The following is a 26,983-nucleotide window of genomic DNA, read 5'->3' as shown; positions in this document are numbered from 1 at the left end:
TTTACGCAATCCCCGATTTTAGGGGGACAAAATGCACGGGCTCGAGCACGTTTTGTTTCAATCCGTGCGGGGTTTTGTCGATCACCAGCAACATCTGCTGCCCGCCCGACAGCGCCATGGGCGCCACCAGACGGCCCCCCACGGCCAGCTGGTCGCACCACGCCAGCGGCACGGCATCGCCGCCGGCAGCGGCGATGATGGCTGCGTACGGAGCACCTTTGGCATAGCCAAGCATGCCGTCGCCAAACAGCAGGTGCACGTTGGCCAGGCGGAACGGCCGCAGGTTGTCGCGCGCCTTGTCGTGCAGGCCGCGCAGGCGCTCCAGCGTGTACACCTCGCGGGCCAGCAGGCTCAGCACGGCCGCCTGGTAACCGCAGCCCGTGCCAATCTCCAGCACACGGCCCAGCCCACCATGGCGTGCACTCTCGGCACCCAGCAGCAGCTCGCACATGCGCGCCACCACGCTGGGCTTGGAGATGGTCTGGCCCAAGCCTATCGGCAGGCTGGTGTCTTCGTAGGCCTGGTTGACCAAGGCACTGTCTACAAACCGGTGACGCTCTACGGCGCCCATGGCCTGCAACACGGGGGGCAATGTGATGCCGCCCGCCACCAGTTTTTGCACCATGCGGGCACGCACAGCCGACGAGTCCAGCCCCACCCCGGCGGGCGCCGGGGCGACGGCCGGCTTGCGCAGAGCAACAGACGGAGGCGCCGTCGCCGGCTTACCCGCGGTGGCGTTGCCCGGCACCGGCAGCTTGGCCGGGAACCCCGGGCGGCGCTGCATCACGCTCCAGGGGCGGCAGCCGCCCCTGTCGCCAACCGGGCGGCGGTCTGCGCCCAGTAGCCGAGGTTGTCATGATCGGTCAGGTCCACCTTGAGGGGCGTGATGGACACATGGCCCTGCGCCGTAGCGTGAAAGTCCGTGCCTTCGGCATCGTCCTTGGCGGCACCGGCACCACCAATCCAGTACATGGCTTCGCCCCGGGGGCTTTCCTGCACGATGACCCGTTCTGCCGCATGGCGGCGCCCCAGGCGGCACAGCTTGGCGGGGCGCAAGGCCTCCAGCGGCATGTTGGGGATGTTGACATTGAGCAACCAAGGAGTTTCGTTGACCAGCTGCTGCGCACGCATCTGCGCCACCAGCTCACGCGCCTTGGCCGCAGCGGCCTCCAGCTCGGCCCAGCCCTTATCCACCTGCGAGAACGCAATGGCCGGAATGCCGAAGAGATATCCCTCCATGGCCGCCCCCACCGTGCCGGAATAGATGGTGTCGTCGCCCATGTTGGCGCCGTTGTTGATGCCCGACACCACCAGATCGGGCCGGTAGCCCAGCAGGCCGGTCAGCGCAATGTGCACGCAATCTGCCGGGGTGCCATTCACGTAGCGAAAGCCGTTGGCTGCCTTGTGCACGTACAGCGGGGAATGCAGCGTCAGCGCGTTGGATTTGGCACTGTTGTTGTGTTCTGGCGCAACGACCTCCACCTCGACCCCGTCGAGGGTCTTGAGCGCATCATGCAGCGCCACGATGCCGGGGGCCTGGAAGCCGTCGTCATTGGATATCAGGATCTTCATGGTCTGGGTAGCGGTTGCAACGGATTGTAGGTGGCCGGACTGCTGCATCGCCGACGGACGCACGTTGACCACATTGCGCCGACGGCACCCCTGGCGTCCGTCGCTCGTGGGACATCCTGCACACCGGCGCGCCACCTATCATGCGGGCCATCATTGACAAGACCGACCGACAGGAGACTTCCCCATGCATGCCTGGCTTTGCACCAACCCCACCGGCGTCGAAGCGCTCACCTGGACGGAGCTGCCCACCCCCACCCCCAAGGCGGGCGAGGTGCTCATCGAGATCAAGGCCGCCAGCCTGAACTTCCCCGACCTGCTGATCGTGCAGAACAAGTACCAGATGAAGCCGCCACTGCCCTTTGTGCCCGGCTCGGAATACGCGGGCGTGGTGGCTGCCGTAGGCGAAGGCGTCACGCACCTCAAGGTCGGCCAGAACGTGGCCTGCCTGTCGGGCACCGGGGGCTTTGGCACCCACACCATTGCCCCCGCAGCCCTGTGCATGCCGTTGCCAGACGGCTTTTCGCATGTCGATGCAGCCGCTTTCATCATGATCTACGCCACGTCGCACCATGCGCTGGTGGACCGCGCACAGCTCAAGGCGGGCGAGACCGTGCTGGTGCTGGGCGCTGCCGGGGGCGTGGGCACGGCCGCCATTCAGATCGCCAAGGCCATGGGCGCACGTGTGATCGCTGCAGCATCCAGCGACGAAAAGTGCGCGCTGTGCACTTCCATCGGAGCCGACGCGACCATCAACTACAGCAAGGACAACCTGCGCGAGGCCATCAAGACCCTCACGGACGGCAAGGGCCCCGACGTGATCTATGACCCCGTGGGTGGCGACTTTGCCGAGCCCGCGTTCCGCTCCATCGCCTGGCGCGGCCGCTATCTGGTGGTCGGGTTTGCGTCCGGCCCCATCCCGGCCCTGCCGTTCAATCTGGCGCTGCTCAAGGGCGCATCCATCGTCGGCGTGTTCTGGGGCGACTTTGCCAAGCGCGAACCCAAGGCCAACGCCGCCATGATGGGCGAGCTGGCACAGTGGTATGCCCAGGGCAAGATCAAACCCGTGATCGACCGCACCATGCCCATGGCCGAGCTGCCCGCCGCCTACGCCCACATGGGCTCGCGCGGGGTGATGGGCAAGCTGGTCATGGTGAACTGACGGCCAGCCGCCCCCTTTGGAACGTGTGGGCAGATCTCGCAAGGGGTCCTCCCCATGTTCCTGGCTGGCATACCCGTGTGGCCCGGTGTGCCAGCACGCACAGCGCCTTGCCTGTGTCACACTTGTGCATTCCAGCCTCCTGACACTGGTGCCCGCCCATGGCCGACCGACCACCTTCCGAGATCGCGCGCGAGACGCTCAAACAACTGGCCGCTCGCCGACTGGCCCCCACGCCAGACAACTACCTCGCGATCTACGATGAAATAGCGGGCATCCGCAGCCCGCAGCCTTTCCCCGAGGGACCGCTGAGCAGCATCCAGCGTGTGCTGCCCGGCCAGACACCTGCGCAAAAACGCCTGCTGGGCCAGTTCGAACGCGCCATCATCACCAAGGACTGGACATCGCTGCAAAGCGTGATGGTGGGTTACGCCAACCTGGGGCTGCACCCGGCCACTGCCTCCAAACCCATCGAGGTGGCCGATGCGCCCACCGCACTGGGCGAACTGCCCGCCGAGTTTGCCGAAGCCCTGGCCCGCCTCATCGACAACACCCTGCCCGCCCTGGGTGACGACGATCCCCGCGTCATCGACATGGCGCAGCAGCTCATCACCTTTCTGCGCGAGCCCGCCCCACTGGTGACCACCGCTCAGCTCATGCTGGGCAACTTCAGCTACCGCCTGTCGTTCGCCACCGAAGAACAAGCCTCCATCCGCACCAGCCTGCTGGAGCTGCTGCACATGATCTTCGAGAACATCGCCGTGCTCAGTGTGGACGACCGCTGGCTGCAGGGCCAGGCCGAGGCGCTGATGAGTGCCTCGACCCCGCCCCTGACACTGCGGCGGCTGGACGATGTGCAGCGCCGGCTCAAGGACGTGATCTTCAAGCAGACCGAAGCCAAGGCCCGGTCGCTGGAGGCGCAAGAGCAGATGAAGGAAATGCTGGCCACCTTCATCGAGCGGCTGGCGCGCATCACCGCATCCAGCACCAGCTACCAGGGCACCATGGAGCGTTGCGCCGACCTGATCGGCAAGGCCAGCACGCTGCAGGAGATTGCCCCGGTGCTGCAGGAGGTGATGAGCGCCACCCGCGCCATGGCGCTCGACAGCCGCGTGACCCACGATGAGCTGCAGGACCTGCGCGAGCGCACCGAGGCCAAGCGTGCCGAGGTCGCCAAACTGCAGGAAGAACTGGACCGCGCCAGCGCGCAAGCGCGCCACGACCCGCTGACCGGCAGCCTCAACCGCAAGGGCCTGGACGAGGCGGTGGAACGCGAAATCGCCCGCGCCCGCCGCCTGGGCTCGTCACTGTGCCTGGCACTGCTGGACGTGGACAACTTCAAGACCATCAATGACCGGCTGGGCCATGCCGGGGGCGACGCTGCCCTGGTGCACCTGGCACAGGTCACGCGCGAAGTCATGCGGCCGCAGGACCTGCTGGCCCGCTATGGCGGCGAAGAGTTCGTGATCGTGCTGCCCGACACCACGGTCGAAGCCGGCGTTGCGGCCATGACCCGCTTGCAGCGCGAGCTGACCACGCGCTTCTTCTTGCAAGGCACCGAGAAGGTGCTTATCACCTTCAGCGCGGGCGTGGCCCAGTTGAGTGACAGCGAGAGCGCCACCGACGCCATCGTGCGGGCCGACCAGGCGATGTATCTCGCCAAGCGCTCGGGCAAGAACCGGGTGATGGCGGCTTGAGCAGCTCCCTCTGAGGCGCCACACGCCTCCTGCATCGCACAAGCCATGACTGCACAGCAAAGACGGACATTTCTGCAGCACGCGGCCTTGGCTGCGACTGCTACCACCCTCCCCCGCTGGGCCTGGAGCGCCCCACCCGCGCTGCAAAACAACCCTTTCGCACTGGGCATCGCCAGCGGCGACCCGGCACCTGATGGCGTGGTGCTGTGGACGCGGCTCTTGCTGACCGACCCTGCGCAGATGTTGGCGGCCCACACCGTGCGGTGGGAGGTAGCGCACGACGGAGGCTTTGCCCAGATCGTGCAAAAGGGCGAGTCCCCCGCGCTGCCCGCGCTCGGCCACAGCGTGCATGTGGAGCTGCAAGGCCTGCAACCCGCGCGCTGGTACCACTACCGCTTCATGCTGGGCGACGCAGTGAGCCCTACGGGCCGCACGCGCACCGCGCCTGCGGCGGGCGACCTGCCCGGGGCGCTGCGGGTGGCGTTCGCCTCGTGCCAGCGCTGGGAGCATGGGCACTACGCGGCCTGGCGCCATCTGGCCGCCGACCAGCCGGACCTGGTGCTGTTCCTGGGCGACTACATCTACGAATACGCCACGCCCAAAGCCACCACCGACCTGGCGCGCACCCACAGCCTGCGCCACGCCACCACGCTGGCCGACTACCGCGACCGCTACGCCCTGCACAAAAGCGACCCCGCCTTGCAGCTGGCCCATGCCACCTGCCCCTGGGCCGTGACCTGGGACGATCATGAGGTGCAAAACGACTACGCCGCCGATGCAGGCCGCGGCGAGGCTGCGGGCAGCGCCGCCTTTCTGGCCCAGCGCAGCGCGGCGTGGCAGGCGTTCTACGAAAACATGCCGCTGCGCGCGGCCAGCCTCCAGCGCTCCGTACTCGACACCCGCTGGGATGAGCTGCAGATCTACCGCAGCCTGCGCTGGGGCCGGCTGGCGCACATCCACCTGCTCGACAGCCGCCAGTACCGCAGCTGGCAAGCCTGCCGCACGCCCGACGCCAGCAGTGCACCCGCTGTGCGCCCCGCCGACTGCGCCGAGCTGGCCCAGCCACAGCGCAGCCTGCTGGGCAGCGCGCAAGAGCGCTGGCTGGACGCAGGCTTGGCCGCTGATGCAGCGAGCGCACAGGCCACGCGCTGGAGCGTGATCGCACAGCAGACGCTCTTCTCGCCGCGCCATTACCCATCCGGCACTGTGCCCACCGACGCCTGGGACGGCTACCCCGCCGCCCGCCAGCGCCTGCTGCAATCCGTAGCCCGGCACACGCCGCGCAATACGGTGCTGCTGGGCGGCGACATCCACCAGAACTACGTCTGCCGCGTGCATGCCGACGCCGCGCGCGCCGATTCGGCCGTACTGGCCAGCGAGTTCTGCGGCACCTCCATCAGTTCGCGGTCGGGCACCACACAGGCCAAGGTGGACGCCATCGTCCGCCACAACCCGCATGTGCTGCTGGCACGCTGCGACCAGCGCGGCTACGGCCTGGCCGACATCACCCCCGCGCGCTGGGCCACCACGCTGCGCGTGGTGGACGACCCGTTGCGCGCTGACAGCGGCGCATCCACGCTCGCCCGGTTTGTGGTGGAAGACGGCCGCGCGGGGCCCCAGGCGGCCTGAGAGGGCGTGGCGCAAGCCTCCAGGCCCGGGAGCCCCTTGTCACTACGCCTCACCAGGGCTCAGAGATGGCCGGAGAACAGCCGCTGACGGTCGGTAACAACTATCTTTTTGATAGCTGCTCAGGCATATTGCACTAGCGCTACCGCCACAAAATACCTCCAATCGCTGCGCAAACCCCTCTGGCAGGCCATGGCACGCCCTCGCGGGCTGCAGCAAGGCCCCTTACCATGGCCGCTTCGCTGCTTGCACCCACAGGAGACCCGCATGTCACCCACTGCCCTGCCTGCCACGTCGCCCCTGCGCCGCCCGTTCAGTCGCAACCTGCTGGCCCCTGCGGCCCTCGCCACCCTGGTGGCCCTGGCGGGCTGCGCCAGCGCTCCCTCCCAGTTCGCCTACACCGTGCCCGCTCAGCCCGAAGGCTCGTCCGGCTACACCGAAAAACCGGGCTGGGCCACCGAGAAGTTCGCCGTGGCCGCTGCCAACCCGCTGGCCACCGACGCGGGCTACCAGATCCTCAAGGCCGGAGGCTCGGCGGTGGATGCCGCCATCGCCGTGCAGATGGTGCTGACGCTGGTGGAGCCCCAGTCCAGCGGCATCGGTGGCGGTGCCTTTCTGCTGCACAGCAACGGCAAGGTGGTAGAGGCCTACGATGGCCGAGAGACCGCGCCCGCTACCGCCGATGAAAAACTCTTCCTGGGTGCTGACGGCAAGCCCGTGCCGTTCTACGACGGCGTGGTGGGCGGCCGCTCGGTGGGCGTGCCCGGCACCGTGCGCATGCTGGAGATGGCGCACCAGCAGCACGGCAAGCTGCCCTGGGCCACGCTGTTCCAGCCCGCCATCACGCTGGCCGAAGGCGGCTTCAAGGTCAGCGCGCGGCTCCACACCCTGGTCAAGGCCGATGCCCACCTCAAGAAGGACCCGGTGGCCGCCGCCTACTTCTACAAGGCCGATGGCGACGCACGCGATGTGGGCGTGAACCTGCGCAACCCCGAGCTGGCCGCCGTGCTGCGCCGCATCGCCGCCGAAGGCAGCAAGGCCCTGCACGAAGGCGAGATCGCCCAGGCCATCGTGGACAAGGTGCAAAAACACCCCACCAACCCCGGCAAGCTCAGCCTGGCCGACCTGGCGGGCTACCAGCCCAAGAAGCGCGAGGCGCTGTGCCACGACTACCAGGTGGCCAGCAAGGACTACCGCGTGTGCGGCTTTCCGCCCCCAAGCTCCGGGGCCATCGCCATCGGGCAGATCCTGGGCATCCTGAAGAACACCGACGCCGCCGCCAAGCCGCTGCAGGACGGCCTGCCCAGCGCAGACTGGCTGCACCTCTACACCGAGGCCGCCCGCCTGGCCTTTGCCGACCGCGCCCAGTACGTGGCCGACCCCGACTTTGTGCAGCCCCCCGCCGGCAGCTGGACCAGCCTGCTCGCGCCCGCCTACCTGGCCGAGCGCGCCAAGCTCATCGGCACGCAGAGCATGAAGGTCGCCCAGCCCGGCAACCCTGGTGCCGTCAAGACGGGCTTTGCGCCCATGCCCGACCAGCCCGAATACGGCACCAGCCACATCAGCATCGTCGATGCCTTTGGCAACGCTGTGGCCATGACCACGACCATCGAAGACCAGTTCGGCGCACGGCAAATGGTGAAGGGCTTCCTGCTCAACAACGAACTCACCGACTTCAGCTTTGCCCCCGCCGACGCCCAAGGCCAGCCAATCGCCAACCGCGTGCAGCCCGGCAAGCGCCCGCGCTCGTCCATGGCACCGACGCTGGTGTTCGACAAGGCCACGGGCGAGTTGTTGATGAGCGGCGGCAGCCCTGGCGGCGCAGCCATCATCCACTACACGGCCAAGACGCTATATGGCGTGCTCAACTGGGGTCTGATGCCCCAGCAGGCCATCAACCTACCCAACTTCGGCTCGATGAACGGCCCCACGCTGCTGGAAGAAAAGCGCTTCCCGCCCGCCACGGTCGAGGCCCTGCGCGCCAGGGGCGCCGAGGTGCGCGAGATGAACATGACCAGCGGCCTGCAAGCCATCACACGCGGCCAGGCACATGGCAAGAAGCTGTGGATGGGCGGGGCCGACCCGCGCCGCGAGGGCGTGGTAATGGGCGACTGAGCGCCTGCGCTGCAACGCGGGCCCACCGGCCTGCACGCACGCCAGCGAAAATCCCCACCATGAACCTCTACCGATTCATCCTGACACTACCCATGGCCACGCACCGGCGCCTGTGGCACAGCTGCCAGGGCGCAACGCTGGCCTGGGCCCTGTGCGTAGCGCCCGCGCAGGCCCAGGTGCGTGCGACTGCGCCACCACCGGCGCAGTGGCCCGCTGCGTTGGCCATGGCCGCGCCGTCCCCATCGCCCGCCCCTGCCCCACTACAACCGCTGCCCGCAGGCGTAGAACTGGGCATGGGCACGGACGCCTTGCGTGACGCGGTACCCGGCGCGGCCCGCGTGCTGCGCCCGCAGCGCCTGGCTGGAGGGCTGGCGGGCCTCTGGCGGCTGGAGCCTGTGGTGATCGCCGGATTGTCCGGTGCGCAAACCTTCTTCTTCAGCGGGCGGGAGCTGCGGCGGGTCGAATTCGTCGCTGATGCCAATGACCTGGCCGATGGCGGCGCAGCCGCCTTCGGCGCCCTGCTCGCGTTTGGCCGCAGCACCTACGGGCCGGAGACTGCTGCCAACGACCCCAGCGGTAGCTATGCCGCATGGACCCAAGGGGGCCTGGAGGTGTACGCCCAGCGGGTGCCCGCACCGCGCGCCACGGTGCGGTGGGTGATCAAGCAGAGCGAGGGCAAGGACGCCAGCGAGCTGTGATGTGCAGCTGGGCCATCGCCCGTCCAGCTTGATGCTCCCAACGCGGTGATCTGAATAAAAAGGGCCGCTAGTGCTTATGAATAAAGCGCCAATAGCTCCCAATTAAATAGCACCAGCACCAGCACCAGCACCAGCACCAGCACCAGCACCAGCACCAGCATCAGCATCAGCTGCAAAGCACCACCAGGCCCCAGTCAGCCCGGCGGACCTGCAACACCCCCATCAGCCAGCGGGCTCAATGCGGTGTCGATGTTGAAGCGGTTCTTGCCCGCCTGCTTCGCTGCGTACATCGCTGCGTCGGCCTGGGCCAGCAGCGCATCGGCGTCGGCGCCATGGCGCGGGTAAAGCGCCGCGCCCACGCTGGCCGAGATGTGGGCAACAGCCCCCTCCAGCACAAACGGCTGCTCCATCGCCAACAGCACCTTGCTGGCCACAACCTCGCAGTGGTCTGCCCGCTCGATGGTGGCCAGCACGATGCCGAACTCGTCCCCGCCCAGTCGCGCCACGGTGTCTTCGGCGCGCACGCAGTCTTCCAGCCGCCGGGCGACCTGCTGCAGCAACAGGTCGCCCGCTGCATGGCCCCACTGGTCGTTGACGGACTTGAACCCATCCAGGTCCACGTAGAGCACGGCGGCGTGGCGGCCATAGCGGCGCGCCGATTCGAGCACGCGCTCAAAGCGGTCGTGGAACATCACGCGGTTGGGCAAGCCGGTGAGCGCGTCGTGCAGCGCATCGTGCGACAGGCGCATCTCCAGCTCCTTGCGCGCGCTGATGTCCTGCGTCACCACCACCAGAAAGTCGGGCTGGCCCGCAGAGTCCTTGACCACGCCCAACGCTTCGTACACCCACAACAGGCCCCCGTCCTTGCGCCGGTAGGCTTTCTCGATATCGGGGGAGAACACGGGCGAGTGCGCGACCAGCCGCCGCGCCAGAAAGCGGCGCAGGGCTTCGCGTTCGCCCTCGTCGCTCAGTGCAAACAGGTCGCGCTGGCGCAGCTCCTCCAGCGAATAGCCCAGCATGCGGCAGAACTTGTCGTTGGCGCGCAGGATGCGGCCTTCGGGCGTGATGTGGGCAATGCCGGTAGCCGCCTGGTGGAACGTGGCGCGGAACAGGCCCTCGCTCGACGCCAATGCATCGGCCACGGCCCGCTGGCGTGCCAGCACCACAATGAGCAGCGCGCCAAAACACAGCAGCGCCACACTGGCCCCCGCCGCCAAGGCGAGGTAGTCAACGCGCCGCTGCATCACCGGCGCCAGCACCTCGTCGGAGGTCGATCCCACCGTCACCATCAACGGGTAGCCCGCCATGCTGCGGTAGCTGAGGATGCGCGGCACACCGTCCACCGCGCCTGCGTCATCGATCAGTTCGCCTTCGGGGTCCTGCGCGCGTTGCTGAAACCAGGGCAGCCCCCGCGCATCTGCGCCAAAGCTAATTTGGCCCCCAGCCTTGCGGCCGCGCACCACACCGTCCAGCCCCGCCAGCTCCAACAGCCCCTGCGCGCCCAGGTCGGCCTGGCGGTAAAAGTCGGTGAAGTTCGTCGGGTCCACCGACATCACCACCACGCCCCCGAAGCGGCCGTCCTCGCTCACGATGCGCAGCGCCATCGGTATGCGCCACTGCCCTGACACACGGCCCAGCACGGGCTCGCTCACAAACAGGTCATCGCGGTCGCTGGCCTGCAGCGCCTTGAAAAACGCACGGTCTCTGTAGTTGACGGCGCCCGTCTCCTGGCTGCTGCTGACAATGTCGCCCTGCTCGTTGACCACGCTGATGATGGTGAACATGGGCTCGCGGATCACCCCCCGCTCCACCCAGTCGCGCAGGTCGATGTCGGTACCCTGCTGCAGGTACTGCTCGCGCACAAAGGCGGCGACCTGCTCGGCCGCCTTGAGGGTGCGGAACACCTGCTGCTCGAAGGCAATCGCCAGGTTGGCGTTGGACTGCATGGCGGAGGCCACCGCCTGCTCGCGCTCGAACGCCACGCGCTGCAGCGTGACCAGCCAGAAGCCTGCGATGGCCACGATGCACCCCAACGCAATCGCCAGGCTCAGCGGCGTGGCACGGCGATAGCGGCGGCGCGAGGCCCCGGCCCCAAGACGGTCGTCCGCGTCCGGTGGCCGCGTGGTGTCATCTTTTTGGTGCATGCCCCTCCCAATGTAGCGGGGCATGTGCGACAAGTCGACAACAGGATGGCACCGGCGGGCGCTCCTGCCAATTCAGCGGGAGAACCTAGCCCAGGCGCGCCAGCACTTTGGGCAGGCTGGCCACCAGCATCGCCACGCCCGACAGGGTCAACATGCCCAGCACGATCTGCCGGAACCGTGCGTCGCTGATGCCGTGGTACAGCCGCGCGCCCAGCAGCACCGGCACCAGCATGGCGGGCACCACGATGGCCAGCAGCGGCAGCGCCTCGCGGGTGACGAGGCCGGTGGCCAGGTAGGTGACAAAGGTCACCAGCAGCATGGCGAGATTGAAGTTCTGGATGATGGCGCGCTGCACGTCCTTGTCCAGCCCGCGCAGGGTGCACCACAGGGTGGGCAGCACGCCGGTGAAGCCGCCCAGGCCGCCCATCACGCCGCCGGCCATGCCCACCAGCGCGTCGGCCACGCGCCCGCCGCGCGTGATGCGGGGCAACTGCTTGGCCATCAGCATCGCCGGGCACCACAGCACCAGCAGCGTGCCCAGGATGACCTTGAACGCGTCCATGTCCAGCCGGGGCAAGACGGCCACGCCAATGGGGATGCCCACCAGGCCACCCAGCACAAAGGGCAGCAGGCGCACGCGTTCAAACCCCCGGCGTACTGTGGCCGCCGCCACCAGCTGGCCGGTGAGCGCGCCGCACACCGCCAGCAGCGCGGCCAGGCGGGGCTCCAGCGTCCAGGCCCAGAACGACATGGCGACCATGCCAAAACCAAAACCCGACAGCCCCTGCACAAACCCGGCGGCCACTGCGCCCAGGGCCACGATCAACAGCACGGAATCCATGTCTCCCCCTCACTTGGTGTGAATGTGCGCGGGGGCTTGCTTCACGCCCCACGGAGCCTCCACGCATCTCCATGTTCGGCCGGTGAGTTCATGAAGCGCAAGCCCTGCGCACCCAGCCGCCATTGTGTGCGCTGGCGACGGGGGCAGCGCTGCGGCAGGGAGTCGCAGCGCCCGTTCAATACAGCGTGGCCTGCTGGCGCGCTGGCAGCTCGCGGTCGTAGGCGGCGCCGTCAAACGCGCCTTGCGTGATGGACGCCAGGATGGCGCCCGGAGTGGGCACGGGGCGTGGGGTGCCGGGCGGCACGGCGTCCCACAGGCGCGAGCGCTGGATGGCGCGGGCGCACTGGAAGTACACCGCGTGCACATCGACCACGATCACGCATTTGGGGGGCTGGCCGTTGACCACAAACCGCGCCAGCAGGTCGGGCGCGACGCTGATGCGCGCGTGGCCGTTGACGCGCAGCGTCTCGCCCACGCCAGGGATGAGGAACAGCAGCGCCACGCGCGGGTCGGCCACGATGTTGCGCAGGCTGTCGGCGCGGTTGTTGCCACGGCGCTCGGGCAGCAGCAGGGTCTTGTCGTCCAGCAGTTGCACAAAGCCAGCCGGGTCGCCGCGCGGCGAGGCGTCCAGCCCGCCGGGGCCGGTGGTGGCCAACACGGCAAAGGGCGATGCCGCGATCATGGCGCGGTAGGCGGGGTGCATATAGGGCAGCTCTTTGTGGACGGAGGCATCGCTCAGCGGGCCCAGCAGGGCCTCCAGGCGTGGCAGGGTGTCGATGGCGTGCTCGTCGCGGTCGGGGGTCATGGGGCGACTTCCTTCGGGTGGGGTGGCAAGGGAGCGGCCATGGTGCAGCAGGCCTGCCGCGCTGACAAACGACTTTGCCGCCGGTGATGCGTGCGGAAAACGCACGCATCGTCGTCGCGCATAACTGACTGCGATTGCTCCGCCGCAGGACCGAGCGAGCAGCGGCACTAGAAGCGGCGCGCATCCGGCCTGCGGGCCAGACACGCGCCGCTACGCCCTTTAACGCGCCGGGCGCAGCTTGACGCCGGGGAAATCCACCGGCACGCCCAGCGCCACATTCACATAGTTGGTGAACAGGTTGAGCGCCACGTGGGCCACGATCTCGACGATCTGCTCGTCGTTCACGCCCTGGTCGCGCAGGGCCTGCACATCGGCCGCATCGACCTGGCCACGTTCGTTGACCAGCTGCAGCACAAAGCGCAGCACGGCGGCCGTGCGCGGGTCGGCTGACTCGCCCGCTTGCGCGGCGGCCAGGGCCTCGCCACTCACGCCCGCCTTGCGGCCGAGGGCCGTGTGGGCGGCCAGGCAGTAGTCGCAGGCATTGCGGTTGGCCACGGCCACGGCGATCTGCTCGCCCAGGGCAGCGCCGATCACGCCGCCGCCCAGCGCACCAAACGCGCCCCACATGCTTTGCAGCGCGGCGGGCGAATTGGCCACGGCGCGGAACATGTTGGGCGTGGCGCCAAAGGCTCCGTGGACCTGGTCGAGCACGGCGCGCACAGTGCCGGTGGCGGCGGTGCGGTCAACGAGGGGGACGCGGGCGACGGAGGAAGAAGTAGCGGACATGGTGTGTTCCTTGAAGGTCATGAAGGTGATTGAGAACTTGTGCCCGTTCTCGGCACCCCTGCAGTGTCCGGCGCCAGCATGTACCATTGGGCACATAAAATCCACAATTCATACCTAATCATCCAAAACCATGCCACCAAGCGTTCCTACACCCGCGCAGGCCTCCACCCCGCTCGACCGGTTGTCGCCGCTGCTGGAGCGGTTTCGGGTGCGGGCGCACCTGTTCCACAACGGGCCGCTGTGTGGTGTGACGCACTTTGCGGCGGCGCCGGGCCGGGGCTTTTTGCATGTGCTGCGCCGGGGCGAGATGGTGGTGACGCACCAGCCCCAGGCGGGCCCGCCCGAGCGGCTTCAGGTGTGCGAGCCCAGCCTGTTGTTCTATGCCCGGCCGCTGGAGCACTTCTTTCACAACGCGCCCACCGAGGGCTCGGACTTCACCTGCGCGGCGCTGGACTTTGACGGCGGCGCCAGCCACCCGCTGGCCCGCGCCCTGCCCCCGCTGGTGGTGCTGCCGCTGGGCGCGGTGGACGGGCTGCAGCAGTCGCTGGACCTGCTGTTTGCCGAAACCGACCGCCTGCGCTGCGGCCACCGCGTGCTGGCCGACCGGCTGTTTGAAGTGGTGCTGCTGCAGTTGCTGCGCTGGCTGCTGGACCACCCGCAGCAGGCGCAGATGCCGCCGTGCCTGCTGACGGGCCTGGCCGACCCGCAACTCTCGCGCACCCTCACGGCCCTGCACGAGGCGCCCGGCGAACCGTGGAGCCTGGCGCAGATGGCGCAGCAGGCAGGCATGTCGCGCAGCGCGTTTGCCGCGCGCTTCAAGGCGGTGGTGGGCGACACGCCCGCCGACTACCTGGCGCACTGGCGGCTGACGCTGGCGCAGGCGCACCTGCGTGCAGGCCGGTCGCTCAAGTCCATCGCCCACGAACTGGGCTATGCCAACCCCTCGGCGTTGTCGCGTGTGTTTGCGCAAAAGCTAGGGATGTCAGCGCGGGACTGGCGCGAGGCTGTGGACGAAGGGCGCTGACACGCAGCCCTGGCAGCGCCGCCGGGGCGCCCAGGAGCCCCTGGCACTGGTTTTCAAACCAAAATCGGCAGATGCGCTAGTGGAATATGCGCTGCCAGCTATCAATTAAATAGCATTTTGATAACCCACTGCACGCGGTCTCTTCCTGAAAGGAGCCTCGCGCCTCTCAGACGTTGATGGCCGCCGCCGACCCGGCCTGCTTGCGCAGCTCGAACTTCTGGATCTTGCCGGTGCTGGTCTTGGGCAGCTCGCCAAACACCACGGCGCGCGGCACCTTGAAGCCCGCCAAGTGCTTCTTGCAGTGCGCCACGATGTCTTCGGGCGTGGTCTGCGCACCGGCCTTCAGCTCCACAAACGCGCAAGGCGTCTCGCCCCACTTGGGGTCGGGCTTGGCCACCACGGCGGCGGCCAGCACATCGGGGTGGCGGTAGAGCACGTCTTCCACCTCGATGGACGAGATGTTCTCGCCACCCGAGATGATGATGTCCTTGCTGCGGTCCTTGATCTTGATGTAGCCGTCGGGGTACTGCACCGCCAAGTCGCCGCTGTGGAACCAGCCGCCCGCAAAGGCTTCGTCAGTGGCTTTGGGGTTCTTGAGGTAGCCCTTCATGGCGATGTTGCCCTTGAACATGATCTCGCCCATGGTTTCGCCGTCCTGCGGCACGGGTTGCATCGTCTCAGGGTCCAGCACGCGCACGTCGCGCTCCAGGTGGTAGCGCACGCCCTGGCGGGCGTTGAGGCGGGCGCGCTCACCAATGTCGAGCGCATCCCAGGCCTCGTGCTTGGCGCACACGGTGGCGGGGCCGTACACCTCAGTCAGACCGTACACATGGGTCAAATCGAACCCCATTTTTTCCATGCCTTCGATCATCGACGCCGGTGGCGCAGCGCCCGCCACCATGGCCTTGACGCCTGCGGGTACGCCCGCCTTCATGGCATCGGGAGCGTTCACCAGCAGCCCATGCACGATGGGAGCGCCGCAGTAGTGCGTGACGCCGTGATGGCGGATGGCATCGAAGATGGCCTGCGCGTCCACGCGGCGCAGGCACACGTTGACACCCGCCCGCGCCGCAATGGTCCACGGAAAGCACCAGCCGTTGCAGTGGAACATGGGCAGCGTCCACAGGTACACCGCGTGCTTGGGCATGTCCCACTCCAGCACGTTGCTGATGGCGTTGGTGGCGGCGCCCCGGTGGTGGTAGACCACGCCCTTGGGGTTGCCGGTGGTGCCGCTGGTGTAGTTCAGCGCAATCGCATCCCACTCGTCGGCGGGCAGGCTCCAGGCAAAGGCCGCGTCGCCGCTGGTCACAAAGGCTTCGTAGTCGGTCCCGCCCAGGCTCTGCACGGCGGGGCCGTAGAGGGCGTCCTGCACCTCGACTACGCGGATGGGCGTGTTGGCGGTGCGCAGGGCCAGCGCTTTGGCCATGGTGCCGCTGAATTCCGGGTCCACGATCACGGCCTTGGCCTCGCCGTGGTCCAGCATGAAGGCGATGGCTTCGGGGTCCAGCCGGGTGTTGAGGGTGTTGAGCACGGCGCCCGCCATGGGCACGCCAAAGTGCGCCTCCACCATCGGGGGCGTGTTGGGCAGCATCACGGCCACGGTGTCGTTCTTGCCGATGCCCGCCTGGGTCAGTGCGCTGGCCAATTGGCGGCAGCGCGCATAGGTCTGGGCCCAGGTCTGGCGCAAGTCACCGTGCACGATGGCCAGACGGTCGGGGTAGACCTCGGCCGTGCGTTCGATGAACGACAGGGGCGACAGGGCGGCAAAGTTGGCTTCGTTGCGGGGCAGGTGCTGGTCAAAGATGGAGGTCATGGGTGAGTGCAAGAAGGTGAACGACACACAGCCTAGCGCCGCAGGCTGACACGAAAGCAACACGGGTCGGCGCGTGGGCAAGGTGGGCCGCAGCGCGCAGCCTCACAACCTGCGCTTGTGGCCTTGCTTGATGCGGTACATGGCCGCGTCGGCGCTGGCCATGAGTGTGCGCGCATCCTGCGCGTCGCGGGGGAACAGGCTCAGGCCGATGCTGGCGCGCACAGCCAGCGGCTCGCCGTCAATGTCCAGCGGCGGCTCGAAGGCGTGCTGCAGCTTGGTCACGATCTGCAGCGCGGCCTCTTCGGAATCCACGTTTTCGCACAGCACCGTGAACTCGTCCCCGGCCAGTCGGGCCACGGTATCCACCTGCCGCACAGCGCCGACGATGGTGCGAGCCACGGCCTGCAACACCAGGTCGCCCACGGCGTGCCCGCGCGTGTCGTTGATGGCCTTGAAGTCGTCCAGGTCCACAAACAGCAGGGCGCAGCTGCGGCCGCTGCGGCGCGAAAGCTCCAGCACTTGGCCCAGGCGCTGCTCAAACATGCGGCGGTTGGGCAAGCCGGTGAGCGCGTCGTGGTGCGCCAGGTGGGCCATGGCGTCGCGGCTCAGGTTCAGCTCGGCCAGCTGGCGGCTGATCTGCTGCTCCATGTCCTGAAAGCTGCGGGCCAGCTCACCCACCTCGTCGCCCCGGTGCACCGGCAGCGCGCCGTGGGACTCCCCACGCGAAAACGCCTGCGCCGCCTTCACCATGGCCTGCAGCGGCTGGGTCACCAGGCGCGACACCCCGGCCGCCAGGGCCACGCCCACCACGCTGAGCACCAGCAGGATCTTGAGGATGCTGCGCCCCAGATCCAGCACCTCGCCCTGCACCACGGCCAGCGGCTGCGAGAGCCCCACCACCATGAAGCGCCCCTCGTCCGCGTTGCCAAAGGGCATGCGCACAAAGGCGAACACGCGCGCCTCTTCGTCGTCGGTGCCGGGCTGACTCAGCACCGCCTCTTCAGCGCGGCCATCGACCAGTGCGGCCACCTGAGGAAACGACTCCTGGATCAGGATGCGCTGGCCCCGGTCAAAGCCGAAGGTCTGCATGGCGTCCGGGTGCACTAAAAAGTCGCCCCAGCGGTTGCTCAGATAAAACCCGTAGGGGGTGGGCAGCGCTGCGTTGAAGTTGTGCAGGAACGGCGCCGCCGCCACCCGCACCACCACCACACCCCGCAGCTGCCCCCCCTGCACCACGGGCGACGCCATGTTGAACACGGGCACGGCCGCCTCCTGCGCGGCGTCTTCGTGGTTGATGCCGAATTCGGACACATACACCTCGCCGTCGGGCAGGCTGAGGGCCTCGAACACAAACGGAAAGTGCGACTTCTCCTGCAGCTGGTCATCGGGCACGCGCACCAGCTTGTCGCTCTGGCGGTCAATGCGCACCAGCTCCAGCCCATAGTCGCTGGCGCTGATGTAGCGGATCTGCAAATACGCGGGATGGGCCTGCAGGTTGGCCTTGAACAGGTCGGCCAGCCGCCCCTGGTCTTGTTCGACGGCAGCGGCGTCGGCCAGAAAGGCCGTGTCACGCGCCACCGTACTGAAGCCTGTTTGCATGTGACGCGCCAGCACCTGCGTGGTGGCCAGCAGCGAGCGCTCGGCCCGACCCTGCAGGCGTTCGCGGCTCGAGTCAAAGGTGTAGTAGCCCGCCAGAATGGCTGCGAACACGCTGAACGAGGCCAGCAGGGCCCCCAGCTTCAGCGCGATGCTCCATTGGAAGCGGGCCATGGGTCAGAACCTGTCAGAACCGGTTGGGTCGGTCGCCCGACACGATGCGTTGCCACAGGCGGGCGCGCAGGGCTTCGTCTTCCACCGGCTCCAGCCACACGATGGGGCCCATGGTGCCCCCCGGCACTTCGCCCGCCAGCGCAGGCGGCTCGTCCAGGGTGTTGGCCAGGCCCTGGCGCCGCGTGAACTCGCGGCTCACGGCCGGGTCGAGCATGTAGTTGATCCACTCGGCCGCCAGCGCGACCTGGGTGGAGCGGCGAGTGATGGCCCAGCAGTCCAGCCAGGCCAGCGCGCCCTCCTTGGGCACCACATAGCCCACATCCAGCCCTGCATCGCGCAGCTGCTTGAGCTGCTGCTGGCCGTAGTTGGCATGCATCACCGCCACCTTGTGCTTGCGAAACAGCTCCACCGACTCCTCCGGCAGGCTGTAGAACGACCGCACGTTGCGCCGCAGTGCGACCAGGTCCTTGGCCAGGGGGCTGAAGCGGTCGGGCTCGATGCGAAACGGCGGCAGGCCCCGGCGCATGGCCGCGAGCGAAAAACCGTGGCTGCTGCCGTCAAAAGCCAGCACCTTGCCCTGCCAGCGCGGGTCCCACAGCACAGCAATCGACTGCGGAGGCGTGCTGAACTGCTGGCGGTCGTACACCAGCCCCATCTCGGAATAGGTGAAGGGCATGGCGTAAACCTCGCCCCGCCAGCCAATGCCCGAGATGGTGTGCAGCTGGCGAAACCGGGGCAGCTGCCCCGCAGTGTTGCGGATGTTGCCGAGCGGCAACGGTGCCAGCTTGTCATGCAGGATCAGCCGCGCAATTTCTGCCGTGTTGGCAGCCACCAGGTCAAACCCCGGCCCCTCGGCGCTCTCCATCTTGGCGCGCAGGACATCGTCCGACGCCACCGTGGTGATCTCGACCTTGACCCCATGGCGCTTCTCGAACACCGCCACGAAGTCCGGGTCGGCATAGCCCGGCCAGGCCAGCACCCGCAGCACCGCCTCGGCCTGCGCAGCTCCCGGCAGCAGCAGCGCGAGCCCCGCCAGGGCCAGCAGGCACACGGGCAGGCTGGCGCACCACCTGTGCAGCGCCCTGCCCCACCACGCCCGCCCCCATGCCGCGAACCCCATGCCAAAAGCCTTTCCAGCAATAACTGGTTACAAAGAGTTTACGCGGACAATAGGGCGCGTGACGATCCCTCAGTCTTTCATTCAGGAACTGCTCACCCGTGTGGACGTGGTGGACATCGTGGGGCGCTACGTCCAGCTGAAAAAGGGCGGCGCCAACTTCATGGGACTGTGCCCGTTTCACGGGGAAAAGTCGCCGTCTTTCAGCGTCAGCCCCGCCAAGCAGTTCTATCACTGCTTTGGCTGCGGCAAAAACGGCAACGCCATCAGCTTTCTGATGGACCACGCGGGCATGGGGTTTGTCGAGGCGGTGCAGGACTTGGCCCAGAGCGTGGGCCTGCAGGTGCCTGACGACGACATCTCCCCACAAGAAAAAGAACGTGCCGCCGCCGCGCGCCAAAAGCAGGCCACGTTGAACGAGGTGCTGGAGAAAGCCGCGGACGCCTACCGCCGCCATCTCCGCGAGTCGCAGCGCGCCATTGGCTACTTCAAGGGTCGGGGCGTATCGGGCGCGGTGGCCAAGCGCTACGGCCTGGGCTACGCACCTGAGGGCTGGCGCAGCCTGGCCAGCGTGTTCCCGAGCTACGACGACCCGCTGCTGGAGGAAAGCGGCCTGGTCATCGTCAACGACGAAGATGGCGGCAAGCGCTACGACCGGTTTCGCGACCGGGTGATGTTCCCCATCCGCAACGTCAAGGGCGAATACATCGGCTTTGGCGGCCGGGTGCTGGGCGACGACAAGCCCAAGTACCTCAACTCCCCCGAAACCCCGGTGTTCCACAAGGGGCGCGAGCTGTACGGCCTGTTCGAGGCCCGCACGCCCATCCGCGAGGCGGGGTACGCACTCGTCACCGAGGGCTACATGGACGTGGTGGCGCTGGCGCAGCTGGGCTTTCCGAACGCGGTGGCCACGCTGGGCACGGCATGTACGCCCGAGCATGTGCAAAAGCTGCTGCGGTTTACGGACGCGGTAGTTTTCAGTTTTGACGGCGACAGCGCCGGGCGGCGTGCGGCGCGCAAGGCGCTGGACGGCGCCCTGCCCCATGCGACCGACACGCGCAGCATCAAGTTTCTGTTCCTCCCCGCCGAGCACGACCCGGACAGTTTCATCCGCGAGCACGGTACGGACGCGTTTGCGCGCCATGTCGAGCAAGCGACACCGCTGAGCCGGTTTCTGGTGGAAGCAGCCAGCGAGGGCTGCGACCTGGCCACCGCCGAGGGCCGCGCCCACATGGCCAGCAACGCACGGCCACTGTGGACGGCGCTGCCCGATGGCGTGCTCAAACGCCAGCTGCTGGGCGAGCTGGCCGAGCTGACCCAGCTCAATGCCCGCGACCTGTCGGACCTGTGGGGCCAGGCTGCCGCCCGCGACGGCGTGCGCGCCGCGCACCACGCGCCCCCCCAGCGCCAACAGCCCCGCCCCACGGCCGATGACGCCCCCAGCTGGGACGCCCCGCCCGACGCCGATGGCTGGCAGCCCCACCCCGAATCTGCGGGCCCGGCCTACGACCCCGGATACGGCAGCTACAGCCACCAGGGCGGCTACGGAGGCCCAAACGGTCACAGTGGCCAAAGCGGCTATGGCGGCAGCAAGCCCCCATTTCGCAAGGGGGGCGACTGGAAAAGCGGCGGCGGCTGGAAAAAGCGCGACAAGGACGCCCCCTGGCCGCCCCAGCCCCGCCTGCCCCGCACGCCGGCCATGAGCCGCGCCGACCATGCCGCGCGGCTGCTGTTGTCGCACATGGCGTTTCTGGAAGAGCTGACGCACGACGACCACACCATACTGGCGGCGCAGCCGGGGGCCCATGGGCCGCTGTTCGCGTGGCTGGAGGCGCAGTTTCATGAACACGGCCCCTTGGCCTGGGCCGTGCTGCGCGAGAGTCTGCGCGACCACGAGTGCGAAGAGCTGGCCGTGAAGGTGATGACCGGCTCGCACGCGCAGACCGAGGGCGAGCTGCACGAATTGCGGCTGGAGCTGCGCGACCTGCTCACCCGCATGCAGATCGAAGACATCAAGGAGCAGCAAAAAGTGCTGGTGCTGCAGGTGGCACAAGACCCATCAGCCCTGGAGCGCTACCGGGCGCTGGCCGAAAAGCGCAAGGAGCTGGAGCAAATAGCGCCAAAAACCACTTGAATCGGGTGCGGGCGGTATAATATAAGGTTAGTTATTGGCAAGAGCGACAGCAGCACCTCCGAGCCGGGCCACCGTGACAAACGCGCACCTATGCGCTGATGGGCCCACTTATCGCAAGGACTGCACACCAAATGATCGCCCAGACATCTTGCCGCTGAGGGCTCCCCCTCAAGCGCAAAGCCCCTGTTGCTTTGCGTTGCCACCCGCGCCGGGATCTGAGGCGCTTGCGTTTTCTTTGTGTCCGTTTTTGATTCTGAGGTTGCTCCATGCCCGCTCAAAAGTCCGCGAAGTCGCCCAAGTCTGCCTCAGGCACTGCCGCAAAGGCTGTCTCCAAAACCGCGGCCAAAGCGCCGGCCAAGGCGGCCCCCAAAAAGGCCGCTGCCGCTGCGCCCGCCCCGGTCGCCAAGAAAGTGAAAACTGTGCCCGTGAAAAGTACCGCCGAGCTGATCAAAGCTGCCGATGAGTTGCTGAAGAAAAAACCTGCCCGCGCCAAGGCCGTCGCCGCAGCTGCGGACGACGAAGAAGCGCCCAAGAAAAAGCCTGGCCGCCCTGCCAAGGCCGCTGGTGCCGCCGAAGCCAAAGCGCCCGCCAAGCGCGGCCGCAAGCCCAAGGCAGCCGCCGGCGGCGATGAGAGCGTGGACGACACCGACCTGTCGGACATCGAAGCCGACCTCGAAGGCGAGATCGAAGAGACCCCTGAGGCCGCCGCCACGGTCGAGAAGGTCAAGCCCCTGCGCATGAAGATCAGCAAGGCGAAGGAACGCGCCTTGATGAAGGAATTCGGCCTGGACGAAACCGTCCTGTCCGAAGAAGACATGCAAAAGCGCCGCCAGCGCCTGAAGGCCCTGATCAAGCTGGGCAAGACACGCGGCTACCTCACGCACGTGGAAATCAACGACCACTTGCCCGACAAGCTGGTCGATGCCGAAACCCTCGAAGCCGTCATCACCACCCTGAACGATCTGGGCGTGGCGGTGTACGAGCAGACGCCTGACGCCGAAGCGCTGATCATCACGGACAACGCTCCCGCTGGCGCCACCGAAGAAGAAGCCGAAGAAGCTGCCGAAGCCGCCCTGTCCACCGTGGACTCGGAATTCGGCCGCACCACCGACCCGGTCCGCATGTACATGCGCGAAATGGGCACCGTGGAGCTGCTGACCCGCGAAGGCGAAATCGAAATCGCCAAGCGCATCGAAGGCGGTCTGATGGCCATGATGGAAGCGATCAGCGCATCGCCTGCCACCATCGCCGAGATCCTCAACATGGGTGAGGAAATCCGCGAAGGCAAGGTCGTCATCTCGACCATCGTGGACGGCTTCTCCAACCCCAATGAGGCCGACGACTATGTGGCCGAAGAAGACTTCGACGAATTCGACGAAGCCGACGACGACGACGGCAAGGGCGGCAGCAAGGCGCTGACCAAGAAGCTCGAAGAACTCAAGAAGCAGGCGCTGGAGCGCTTTGACAAGCTGCGCGAGCTGTTTGAAAAAGTGCACAAGGTGTACGACAAGGAAGGCTACGGTACGCCTGCCTACATCAAGGCCCAGCAGGCCTTGTCGGCCGAGCTGATGACCATCCGCTTCACCGCCAAGACCATCGAGAAGCTCTGCGACATGGTGCGCGGCCAGGTGGACGATGTGCGCAAGAAGGAACGCGAGCTGCGCCGCATCATCGTGGACAAGTGCGGCATGCCGCAGGAGACGTTCATCAAGGACTTCCCGCCCAACCTGCTGAACCTGCAGTGGGTCGAGAAGCAGGCCGCCGCTGGCAAGCCCTGGTCGGCCGTGATGGCGCGCAACATCCCGCCCATCCAGGATCTGCAGCAAAAGCTGATCGACCTGCAGTCGCGCGTCGTGGTGCCACTGGCCGAGCTCAAAGGCATCAACAAGCGCATGAACGAAGGTGAAGCCACGTCGCGCGATGCCAAGAAGGAAATGATCGAGGCCAACCTGCGCCTCGTGATCTCGATTGCCAAGAAGTACACCAACCGTGGCCTGCAGTTCCTTGACTTGATCCAGGAAGGCAACATCGGCCTGATGAAGGCGGTGGACAAGTTCGAATACCGCCGGGGCTACAAGTTCTCGACCTACGCTACCTGGTGGATTCGCCAGGCCATCACCCGCTCGATCGCCGACCAGGCGCGCACCATCCGTATCCCGGTGCACATGATCGAGACGATCAACAAGATGAACCGCATCAGCCGCCAGCACTTGCAAGAGTTCGGCTTCGAGCCCGATGCTTCCATCCTGGCGGCCAAGATGGAAATCCCCGAGGACAAGATTCGCAAGATCATGAAGATCGCCAAGGAGCCGATCTCCATGGAAACTCCGATCGGGGACGACGACGACAGCCACCTGGGCGACTTCATCGAGGACGGTGCCAACACCGCCCCCATCGAAGCCGCCATGCAGGCCGGCTTGCGCGACGTGGTCAAGGACATTCTCGACGGCCTCACGCCGCGCGAAGCCAAGGTGCTGCGCATGCGCTTCGGTATCGAGATGACCAGCGACCACACCCTGGAAGAAGTGGGCAAGCAGTTCGACGTGACCCGCGAGCGCATCCGCCAAATAGAAGCCAAGGCGCTGCGCAAGCTCAAGCACCCCAGCCGCTCGGACAAGCTGCGCAGCTTTATCGATTCGCTGTAAGCGCCGTAAGCCTCGCAACCCAGCCTTTGCTGGCTCCAACGCCCTGCCCCGCACCCGCGGCGCAGGGCGTTTTTCATGGTGTACAGATCCGCTCGACCGCTCTAGATGGCGCCCCAAACCCCGCGTTTACCCTGATGCCAGCGACAGCAGACTGACAGCTTGGCTGGCGACCATTGCGCGCAGCCCAGATGGTGGTGTGCAGATCCCTTCCCTGCGCATGCCCCACCGGCTGACGGCGTTGCCTCGGCGTGGCAACGCGCAAACACACTCAGGGCGCTCCTGCAGTGGCCTGAATATCTGATTCCCGACGCCTTTCCTGCCTCCCCACTTGTCAAAGGACTTTTCATGTCTGCAGCCATCGACCGCCGCCGGGCCATCGCCCAATCTGTCGCTACCGCCCTGGCCTGGAGCACGCTTGGCCCTTCCGCCTGGGCGCAGAGCGCTGCCGGGGCAGCCCGCCCTGCCCCCACAGCCGCCAAGGCAGCCAAGCTGGCGGGCACCGTGCGCATCGTGATCCCGGCCAATGCCGGTGGCGGCTGGGACCAGACAGGCCGCGCGCTGGGCGCCGCCATGGTCGCAGCCGGTGCTGCGGACCAGGTGGATTACGAAAACATCGGCGGCAAGGGCGGGACCATTGGCCTGGCCAAGTACGCCGAAAAGTACAGCAGCGACCCCAACACGCTGCTGATGGGCGGCATGGTGATGTTGGGCGCCGTAGCGCTGCAAAAGCCTGCGGTGGACATGACCCACATCCAGCCCCTGGCGCGACTCACCAGCGACTACCTGGTGGCGGCCGTCGCCGCCAATTCGCCCATCAAGACCACGAAGGACCTGGCCGATGCAATGCGTGCCGACCTCAAGGCCGTGCCGATTGCCGGTGGCTCGGCCGGTGGCGTGGACCACATCTACGCGGGCGTGCTGGCGCGTGCGGCCAAGGCCAACCCCGAAGGGCTGGTCTACAAGCCCTTCCCCGGTGGTGCCGAGGTGGTCGAGGCCGTGCTGTCGGGCAACGCAGCGCTGGGCCTGTCGGGCTACAGCGAGTTCAACGATGCGATTGCCAGCGGCAAGCTGCGTGCGGTGGGTGTGTCGTCGCGCCGCAGCGTCTTTGGTCTGCCATCGTTCCGCGAACAAGGGCTGGACGCCGTGATGGCGAACTGGCGGGGCGTGTTCACCGGCAAGGGCGTGCCCACCGCGCGCGCTGCGGAAATGCTGGCCGCTGTCGAGGCCGCCACCCACCACGAATCCTGGCTGCGCACGCTCAAACAGAACCGGTGGGAACCCTCTTGGCTCACCGGCAAGGATTTGGCAGAGTTCATGGAACTGGACCTCACCACCGCCCGCGTGATGGTCTATTTGCTCAAGCTGAAGGTCTGATCTCACCACCAGGCCCTCCGGGCCCACTGCAGAACCTTTGGAGCCTCTGATGAAAATGTCCCACCACTCCATCGGCGCACGCATGGCAACGGCCCTGGGCCTGGTGCTGGCCCTGCTGCTGGGGGCCGCGCTGTTCGGCATCGCCGCCCTGTACCGAACGCTGGGCACCTACGACACCACGGTGCAACAGCGCGTCGCGCAGGAGCGTGCCGTGAGCCGCATGGAAAGCGAGTTCAAGACCCAGGTACTGGAGTGGAAGAACACCCTGCTGCGGGGCGAAGACTCCCGCAAGCGCGAGTTGCACTGGAACGCCTTCCAGGCCAGTGAAAAGCGGGTAGCCGATGCCGCCAAGGCGCTGGAGCCCCAGCTGACCGACGCGCAGGAAAAGGCCGCGCTGCAAAAGTTCACCCAGGCCCACGCGCAGATGGCGCAGGGCTACCGCAAAGGCTTTGAGGTGTTCCAGTCGCTCGGCTTTGTGCCGTCGGCCGGCGATGCGGACGTGGCCGACATCGACCAGGGCCCCGCCAAGCTGCTCACCGAGCTGAGCCAGCAGGTGGCCGCGAGCAGTGCGGCCATCGCCCAGGAGGCCGCGCAAGACGCCCGGCGTGCTCTGTTCAGCAGCCTGGTCGCACTTGCACTGGTCACGGCGCTGGGGGCCTGCGCGGGCTGGCTGCTGACGCGGTCAGTGGTGCGCCCGTTGGGTGTGGCGGTGTCGGTGGCGCACAAGGTGGCGGCGGGCGACCTGACCACCCGCATCGAGGTCGAGGGCAAGGATGAGCCCGCGCGCCTGCTGGAGGCCCTGCGGGCCATGCAAGACAACCTCGAAAACGTGGTCTCCGGCGTGCGCAGCAACGCCGAGGGCGTGGCCAGCGCCAGCGCTGAAATCGCCCAGGGCAACGCCGACCTGAGCCATCGCACCGAAGAACAGGCCTCGTCGCTGGACGAGACCACCTCGTCCATGCAGCAGCTGCAGTCCACCGTGCAACAGAACGCCTCCAACGCCCAGCGCGCGAACGAACTGGCACGCAACGGCGCCACCGTGGCGCAGCGGGGCGGTGATGTAGTCACGCAGATGGTGGAGGTGGTGCAGGGCATCCAGGACAGCTCGCGCCGCATTGCCGACATCATTGGCGTCATCGACGGCATCGCGTTCCAGACCAACATCCTCGCGCTCAATGCCGCCGTCGAGGCCGCACGCGCCGGTGAACAGGGCCGGGGCTTTGCCGTGGTGGCCAGCGAGGTGCGCAACCTTGCCACCCGCAGCGCCAGCGCCGCGCGCGAGATCAAGCAGCTCATCCAGACCAGCGTGGAGCGCGTGCAGGCCGGCTCGGACCTGGCGCGCAATGCAGGCACCACCATGGCCGAGGTGGTGTCGTCCATCCAGGGCGTGAGCGCGCTGATGGAAGAGATCAGCCAGGCCAGCGCCGCGCAGACCAGCGACATGCTGCGCGTGACGCAGGCCATCGTGCGCATGGACGAGGCGACACAGCAGAACGCCGCCCTGGTCGAAGAAAGCGCCGCCGCCGCAGGCAGCCTGAGCGGGCAAGCGCAGCAACTGGTGCAGGCCGTGGAGGTGTTCCGCCTGCGCCACGCCCACCCTGCACTGCCCGCGCCGCGCGCCTGATGCGGGGCCGCAAGGCTGTTGCCCCTCACACTGCCCTGCGAT

At 67.3% G+C, this 26,983-nt stretch carries 19 protein-coding genes; 10 read left to right on the top strand and 9 right to left on the bottom strand.

Annotation, left to right across the window (positions count from 1 at the left end; genetic code table 11):
- Position 1 precedes the first annotated feature (1 nt).
- Both ACODSU_RS10295 and surE read right to left on the bottom strand, forming a co-directional pair.
- Positions 2-784, bottom strand: coding sequence for a protein-L-isoaspartate(D-aspartate) O-methyltransferase (locus tag ACODSU_RS10295; protein WP_488842142.1), 783 nt, complete (start codon positions 782-784; stop codon positions 2-4).
- On the bottom strand, positions 784-1,572 hold the full coding sequence (surE, locus tag ACODSU_RS10290; RefSeq protein ID WP_015013404.1) for a 5'/3'-nucleotidase SurE: 789 nt from the start codon (positions 1,570-1,572) through the stop codon (positions 784-786). The genes ACODSU_RS10295 and surE overlap by 1 nt, the downstream gene beginning before the upstream one ends.
- Positions 1,573-1,756: 184 nt before the next feature.
- On the opposite strand from surE, the gene ACODSU_RS10285 reads away from it, so the two are divergent.
- The 5 genes from ACODSU_RS10285 (at position 1,757) to ACODSU_RS10265 (ending at position 8,864) form a co-directional block, all read left to right on the top strand.
- Positions 1,757-2,731, top strand: coding sequence for an NADPH:quinone oxidoreductase family protein (locus ACODSU_RS10285; protein WP_274109002.1), 975 nt, complete (start codon positions 1,757-1,759; stop codon positions 2,729-2,731).
- A 158-nt stretch (positions 2,732-2,889) separates the two neighbouring features.
- Positions 2,890-4,425: a GGDEF domain-containing protein gene (locus tag ACODSU_RS10280; protein ID WP_488842139.1), complete on the top strand. Its 1,536-nt coding sequence runs from the start codon at positions 2,890-2,892 to the stop codon at positions 4,423-4,425.
- A 45-nt stretch (positions 4,426-4,470) separates the two neighbouring features.
- Positions 4,471-6,054 (top strand): alkaline phosphatase D family protein, encoded by a 1,584-nt coding sequence (locus ACODSU_RS10275; RefSeq protein ID WP_488842137.1) that lies wholly within the window; start codon positions 4,471-4,473, stop codon positions 6,052-6,054.
- 264 nt (positions 6,055-6,318) lie between these two features.
- Positions 6,319-8,166 (top strand): gamma-glutamyltransferase family protein, encoded by a 1,848-nt coding sequence (locus ACODSU_RS10270; RefSeq protein WP_488842135.1) that lies wholly within the window; start codon positions 6,319-6,321, stop codon positions 8,164-8,166.
- A 59-nt stretch (positions 8,167-8,225) separates the two neighbouring features.
- Positions 8,226-8,864: a hypothetical protein gene (locus ACODSU_RS10265; protein ID WP_488842134.1), complete on the top strand. Its 639-nt coding sequence runs from the start codon at positions 8,226-8,228 to the stop codon at positions 8,862-8,864.
- Between the two features lie 194 nt (positions 8,865-9,058).
- Here the strand turns inward: ACODSU_RS10265 and ACODSU_RS10260 are convergent, their stop codons facing one another.
- The 4 genes from ACODSU_RS10260 to ACODSU_RS10245 all read right to left on the bottom strand — a co-directional run bounded on the left by ACODSU_RS10260 (position 9,059) and on the right by ACODSU_RS10245 (position 13,440).
- Positions 9,059-11,008, bottom strand: a complete 1,950-nt coding sequence (locus tag ACODSU_RS10260; RefSeq protein WP_488842132.1) for a sensor domain-containing diguanylate cyclase — start codon at positions 11,006-11,008, stop codon at positions 9,059-9,061.
- 85 nt (positions 11,009-11,093) lie between these two features.
- Complete coding sequence (locus tag ACODSU_RS10255) at positions 11,094-11,849, bottom strand: sulfite exporter TauE/SafE family protein (RefSeq protein WP_488842130.1); 756 nt, start codon at positions 11,847-11,849, stop codon at positions 11,094-11,096.
- A gap of 175 nt (positions 11,850-12,024) precedes the next feature.
- The gene (locus tag ACODSU_RS10250) at positions 12,025-12,654 is read right to left on the bottom strand and encodes a pyridoxamine 5'-phosphate oxidase family protein (RefSeq protein ID WP_488842128.1); all 630 of its coding nucleotides are present in this window, start codon (positions 12,652-12,654) and stop codon (positions 12,025-12,027) included.
- Between the two features lie 219 nt (positions 12,655-12,873).
- Positions 12,874-13,440: a carboxymuconolactone decarboxylase family protein gene (locus ACODSU_RS10245; RefSeq protein WP_015013394.1), complete on the bottom strand. Its 567-nt coding sequence runs from the start codon at positions 13,438-13,440 to the stop codon at positions 12,874-12,876.
- Between the two features lie 130 nt (positions 13,441-13,570).
- Between ACODSU_RS10245 and ACODSU_RS10240 the strand changes: the two genes are divergently transcribed.
- Complete coding sequence (locus ACODSU_RS10240) at positions 13,571-14,464, top strand: AraC family transcriptional regulator (protein WP_488842126.1); 894 nt, start codon at positions 13,571-13,573, stop codon at positions 14,462-14,464.
- 166 nt (positions 14,465-14,630) lie between these two features.
- Here ACODSU_RS10240 and ACODSU_RS10235 read toward each other — a convergent pair whose 3' ends face one another.
- The 3 genes from ACODSU_RS10235 to ACODSU_RS10225 all read right to left on the bottom strand — a co-directional run bounded on the left by ACODSU_RS10235 (position 14,631) and on the right by ACODSU_RS10225 (position 19,098).
- A complete protein-coding gene (locus ACODSU_RS10235; RefSeq protein WP_488842124.1) occupies positions 14,631-16,277 on the bottom strand; it encodes an acyl-CoA synthetase in 1,647 nt (548 codons plus the stop codon).
- Positions 16,278-16,379: 102 nt separating this feature from the next.
- Positions 16,380-18,047, bottom strand: coding sequence for a diguanylate cyclase domain-containing protein (locus ACODSU_RS10230; protein WP_488842122.1), 1,668 nt, complete (start codon positions 18,045-18,047; stop codon positions 16,380-16,382).
- A 13-nt stretch (positions 18,048-18,060) separates the two neighbouring features.
- Positions 18,061-19,098 (bottom strand): ABC transporter substrate-binding protein, encoded by a 1,038-nt coding sequence (locus tag ACODSU_RS10225; protein ID WP_488842176.1) that lies wholly within the window; start codon positions 19,096-19,098, stop codon positions 18,061-18,063.
- A gap of 127 nt (positions 19,099-19,225) precedes the next feature.
- Between ACODSU_RS10225 and dnaG the strand changes: the two genes are divergently transcribed.
- From dnaG to ACODSU_RS10205, 4 genes are all read left to right on the top strand, one after another.
- Complete coding sequence (dnaG, locus tag ACODSU_RS10220; RefSeq protein WP_488842120.1) at positions 19,226-21,298, top strand: DNA primase; 2,073 nt, start codon at positions 19,226-19,228, stop codon at positions 21,296-21,298.
- Positions 21,299-21,564: 266 nt separating this feature from the next.
- Positions 21,565-23,943 carry an RNA polymerase sigma factor RpoD gene (rpoD, locus tag ACODSU_RS10215; RefSeq protein WP_015013388.1) on the top strand — a complete coding sequence of 793 codons (2,379 nt, stop codon included), beginning with the start codon at positions 21,565-21,567 and terminating at the stop codon, positions 23,941-23,943.
- A gap of 345 nt (positions 23,944-24,288) precedes the next feature.
- Positions 24,289-25,317 carry a Bug family tripartite tricarboxylate transporter substrate binding protein gene (locus tag ACODSU_RS10210; protein ID WP_488842118.1) on the top strand — a complete coding sequence of 343 codons (1,029 nt, stop codon included), beginning with the start codon at positions 24,289-24,291 and terminating at the stop codon, positions 25,315-25,317.
- A gap of 49 nt (positions 25,318-25,366) precedes the next feature.
- Positions 25,367-26,941: a methyl-accepting chemotaxis protein gene (locus ACODSU_RS10205; RefSeq protein WP_488842116.1), complete on the top strand. Its 1,575-nt coding sequence runs from the start codon at positions 25,367-25,369 to the stop codon at positions 26,939-26,941.
- The last annotated feature ends 42 nt before the right edge of the window (positions 26,942-26,983 follow it).

The organism is Acidovorax sp. FG48 (genome assembly GCF_057809085.1).
Note: the sequence above shows the minus strand (reverse complement) of the source record. Positions and strands in the feature narration are given on the sequence as shown.

Coding starts and splice junctions, on each gene's coding strand:
- ACODSU_RS10295 (WP_488842142.1), bottom strand. CDS start 784: ATGCAGCGCCGCCCGGGGTTCCCGGCCAAGCTGCCGGTGCCGGGCAAC.
- surE (WP_015013404.1), bottom strand. CDS start 1,572: ATGAAGATCCTGATATCCAATGACGACGGCTTCCAGGCCCCCGGCATC.
- ACODSU_RS10285 (WP_274109002.1), top strand. CDS start 1,757: ATGCATGCCTGGCTTTGCACCAACCCCACCGGCGTCGAAGCGCTCACC.
- ACODSU_RS10280 (WP_488842139.1), top strand. CDS start 2,890: ATGGCCGACCGACCACCTTCCGAGATCGCGCGCGAGACGCTCAAACAA.
- ACODSU_RS10275 (WP_488842137.1), top strand. CDS start 4,471: ATGACTGCACAGCAAAGACGGACATTTCTGCAGCACGCGGCCTTGGCT.
- ACODSU_RS10270 (WP_488842135.1), top strand. CDS start 6,319: ATGTCACCCACTGCCCTGCCTGCCACGTCGCCCCTGCGCCGCCCGTTC.
- ACODSU_RS10265 (WP_488842134.1), top strand. CDS start 8,226: ATGAACCTCTACCGATTCATCCTGACACTACCCATGGCCACGCACCGG.
- ACODSU_RS10260 (WP_488842132.1), bottom strand. CDS start 11,008: ATGCACCAAAAAGATGACACCACGCGGCCACCGGACGCGGACGACCGT.
- ACODSU_RS10255 (WP_488842130.1), bottom strand. CDS start 11,849: ATGGATTCCGTGCTGTTGATCGTGGCCCTGGGCGCAGTGGCCGCCGGG.
- ACODSU_RS10250 (WP_488842128.1), bottom strand. CDS start 12,654: ATGACCCCCGACCGCGACGAGCACGCCATCGACACCCTGCCACGCCTG.
- ACODSU_RS10245 (WP_015013394.1), bottom strand. CDS start 13,440: ATGTCCGCTACTTCTTCCTCCGTCGCCCGCGTCCCCCTCGTTGACCGC.
- ACODSU_RS10240 (WP_488842126.1), top strand. CDS start 13,571: ATGCCACCAAGCGTTCCTACACCCGCGCAGGCCTCCACCCCGCTCGAC.
- ACODSU_RS10235 (WP_488842124.1), bottom strand. CDS start 16,277: ATGACCTCCATCTTTGACCAGCACCTGCCCCGCAACGAAGCCAACTTT.
- ACODSU_RS10230 (WP_488842122.1), bottom strand. CDS start 18,047: ATGGCCCGCTTCCAATGGAGCATCGCGCTGAAGCTGGGGGCCCTGCTG.
- rpoD (WP_015013388.1), top strand. CDS start 21,565: ATGCCCGCTCAAAAGTCCGCGAAGTCGCCCAAGTCTGCCTCAGGCACT.
- ACODSU_RS10210 (WP_488842118.1), top strand. CDS start 24,289: ATGTCTGCAGCCATCGACCGCCGCCGGGCCATCGCCCAATCTGTCGCT.
- ACODSU_RS10205 (WP_488842116.1), top strand. CDS start 25,367: ATGAAAATGTCCCACCACTCCATCGGCGCACGCATGGCAACGGCCCTG.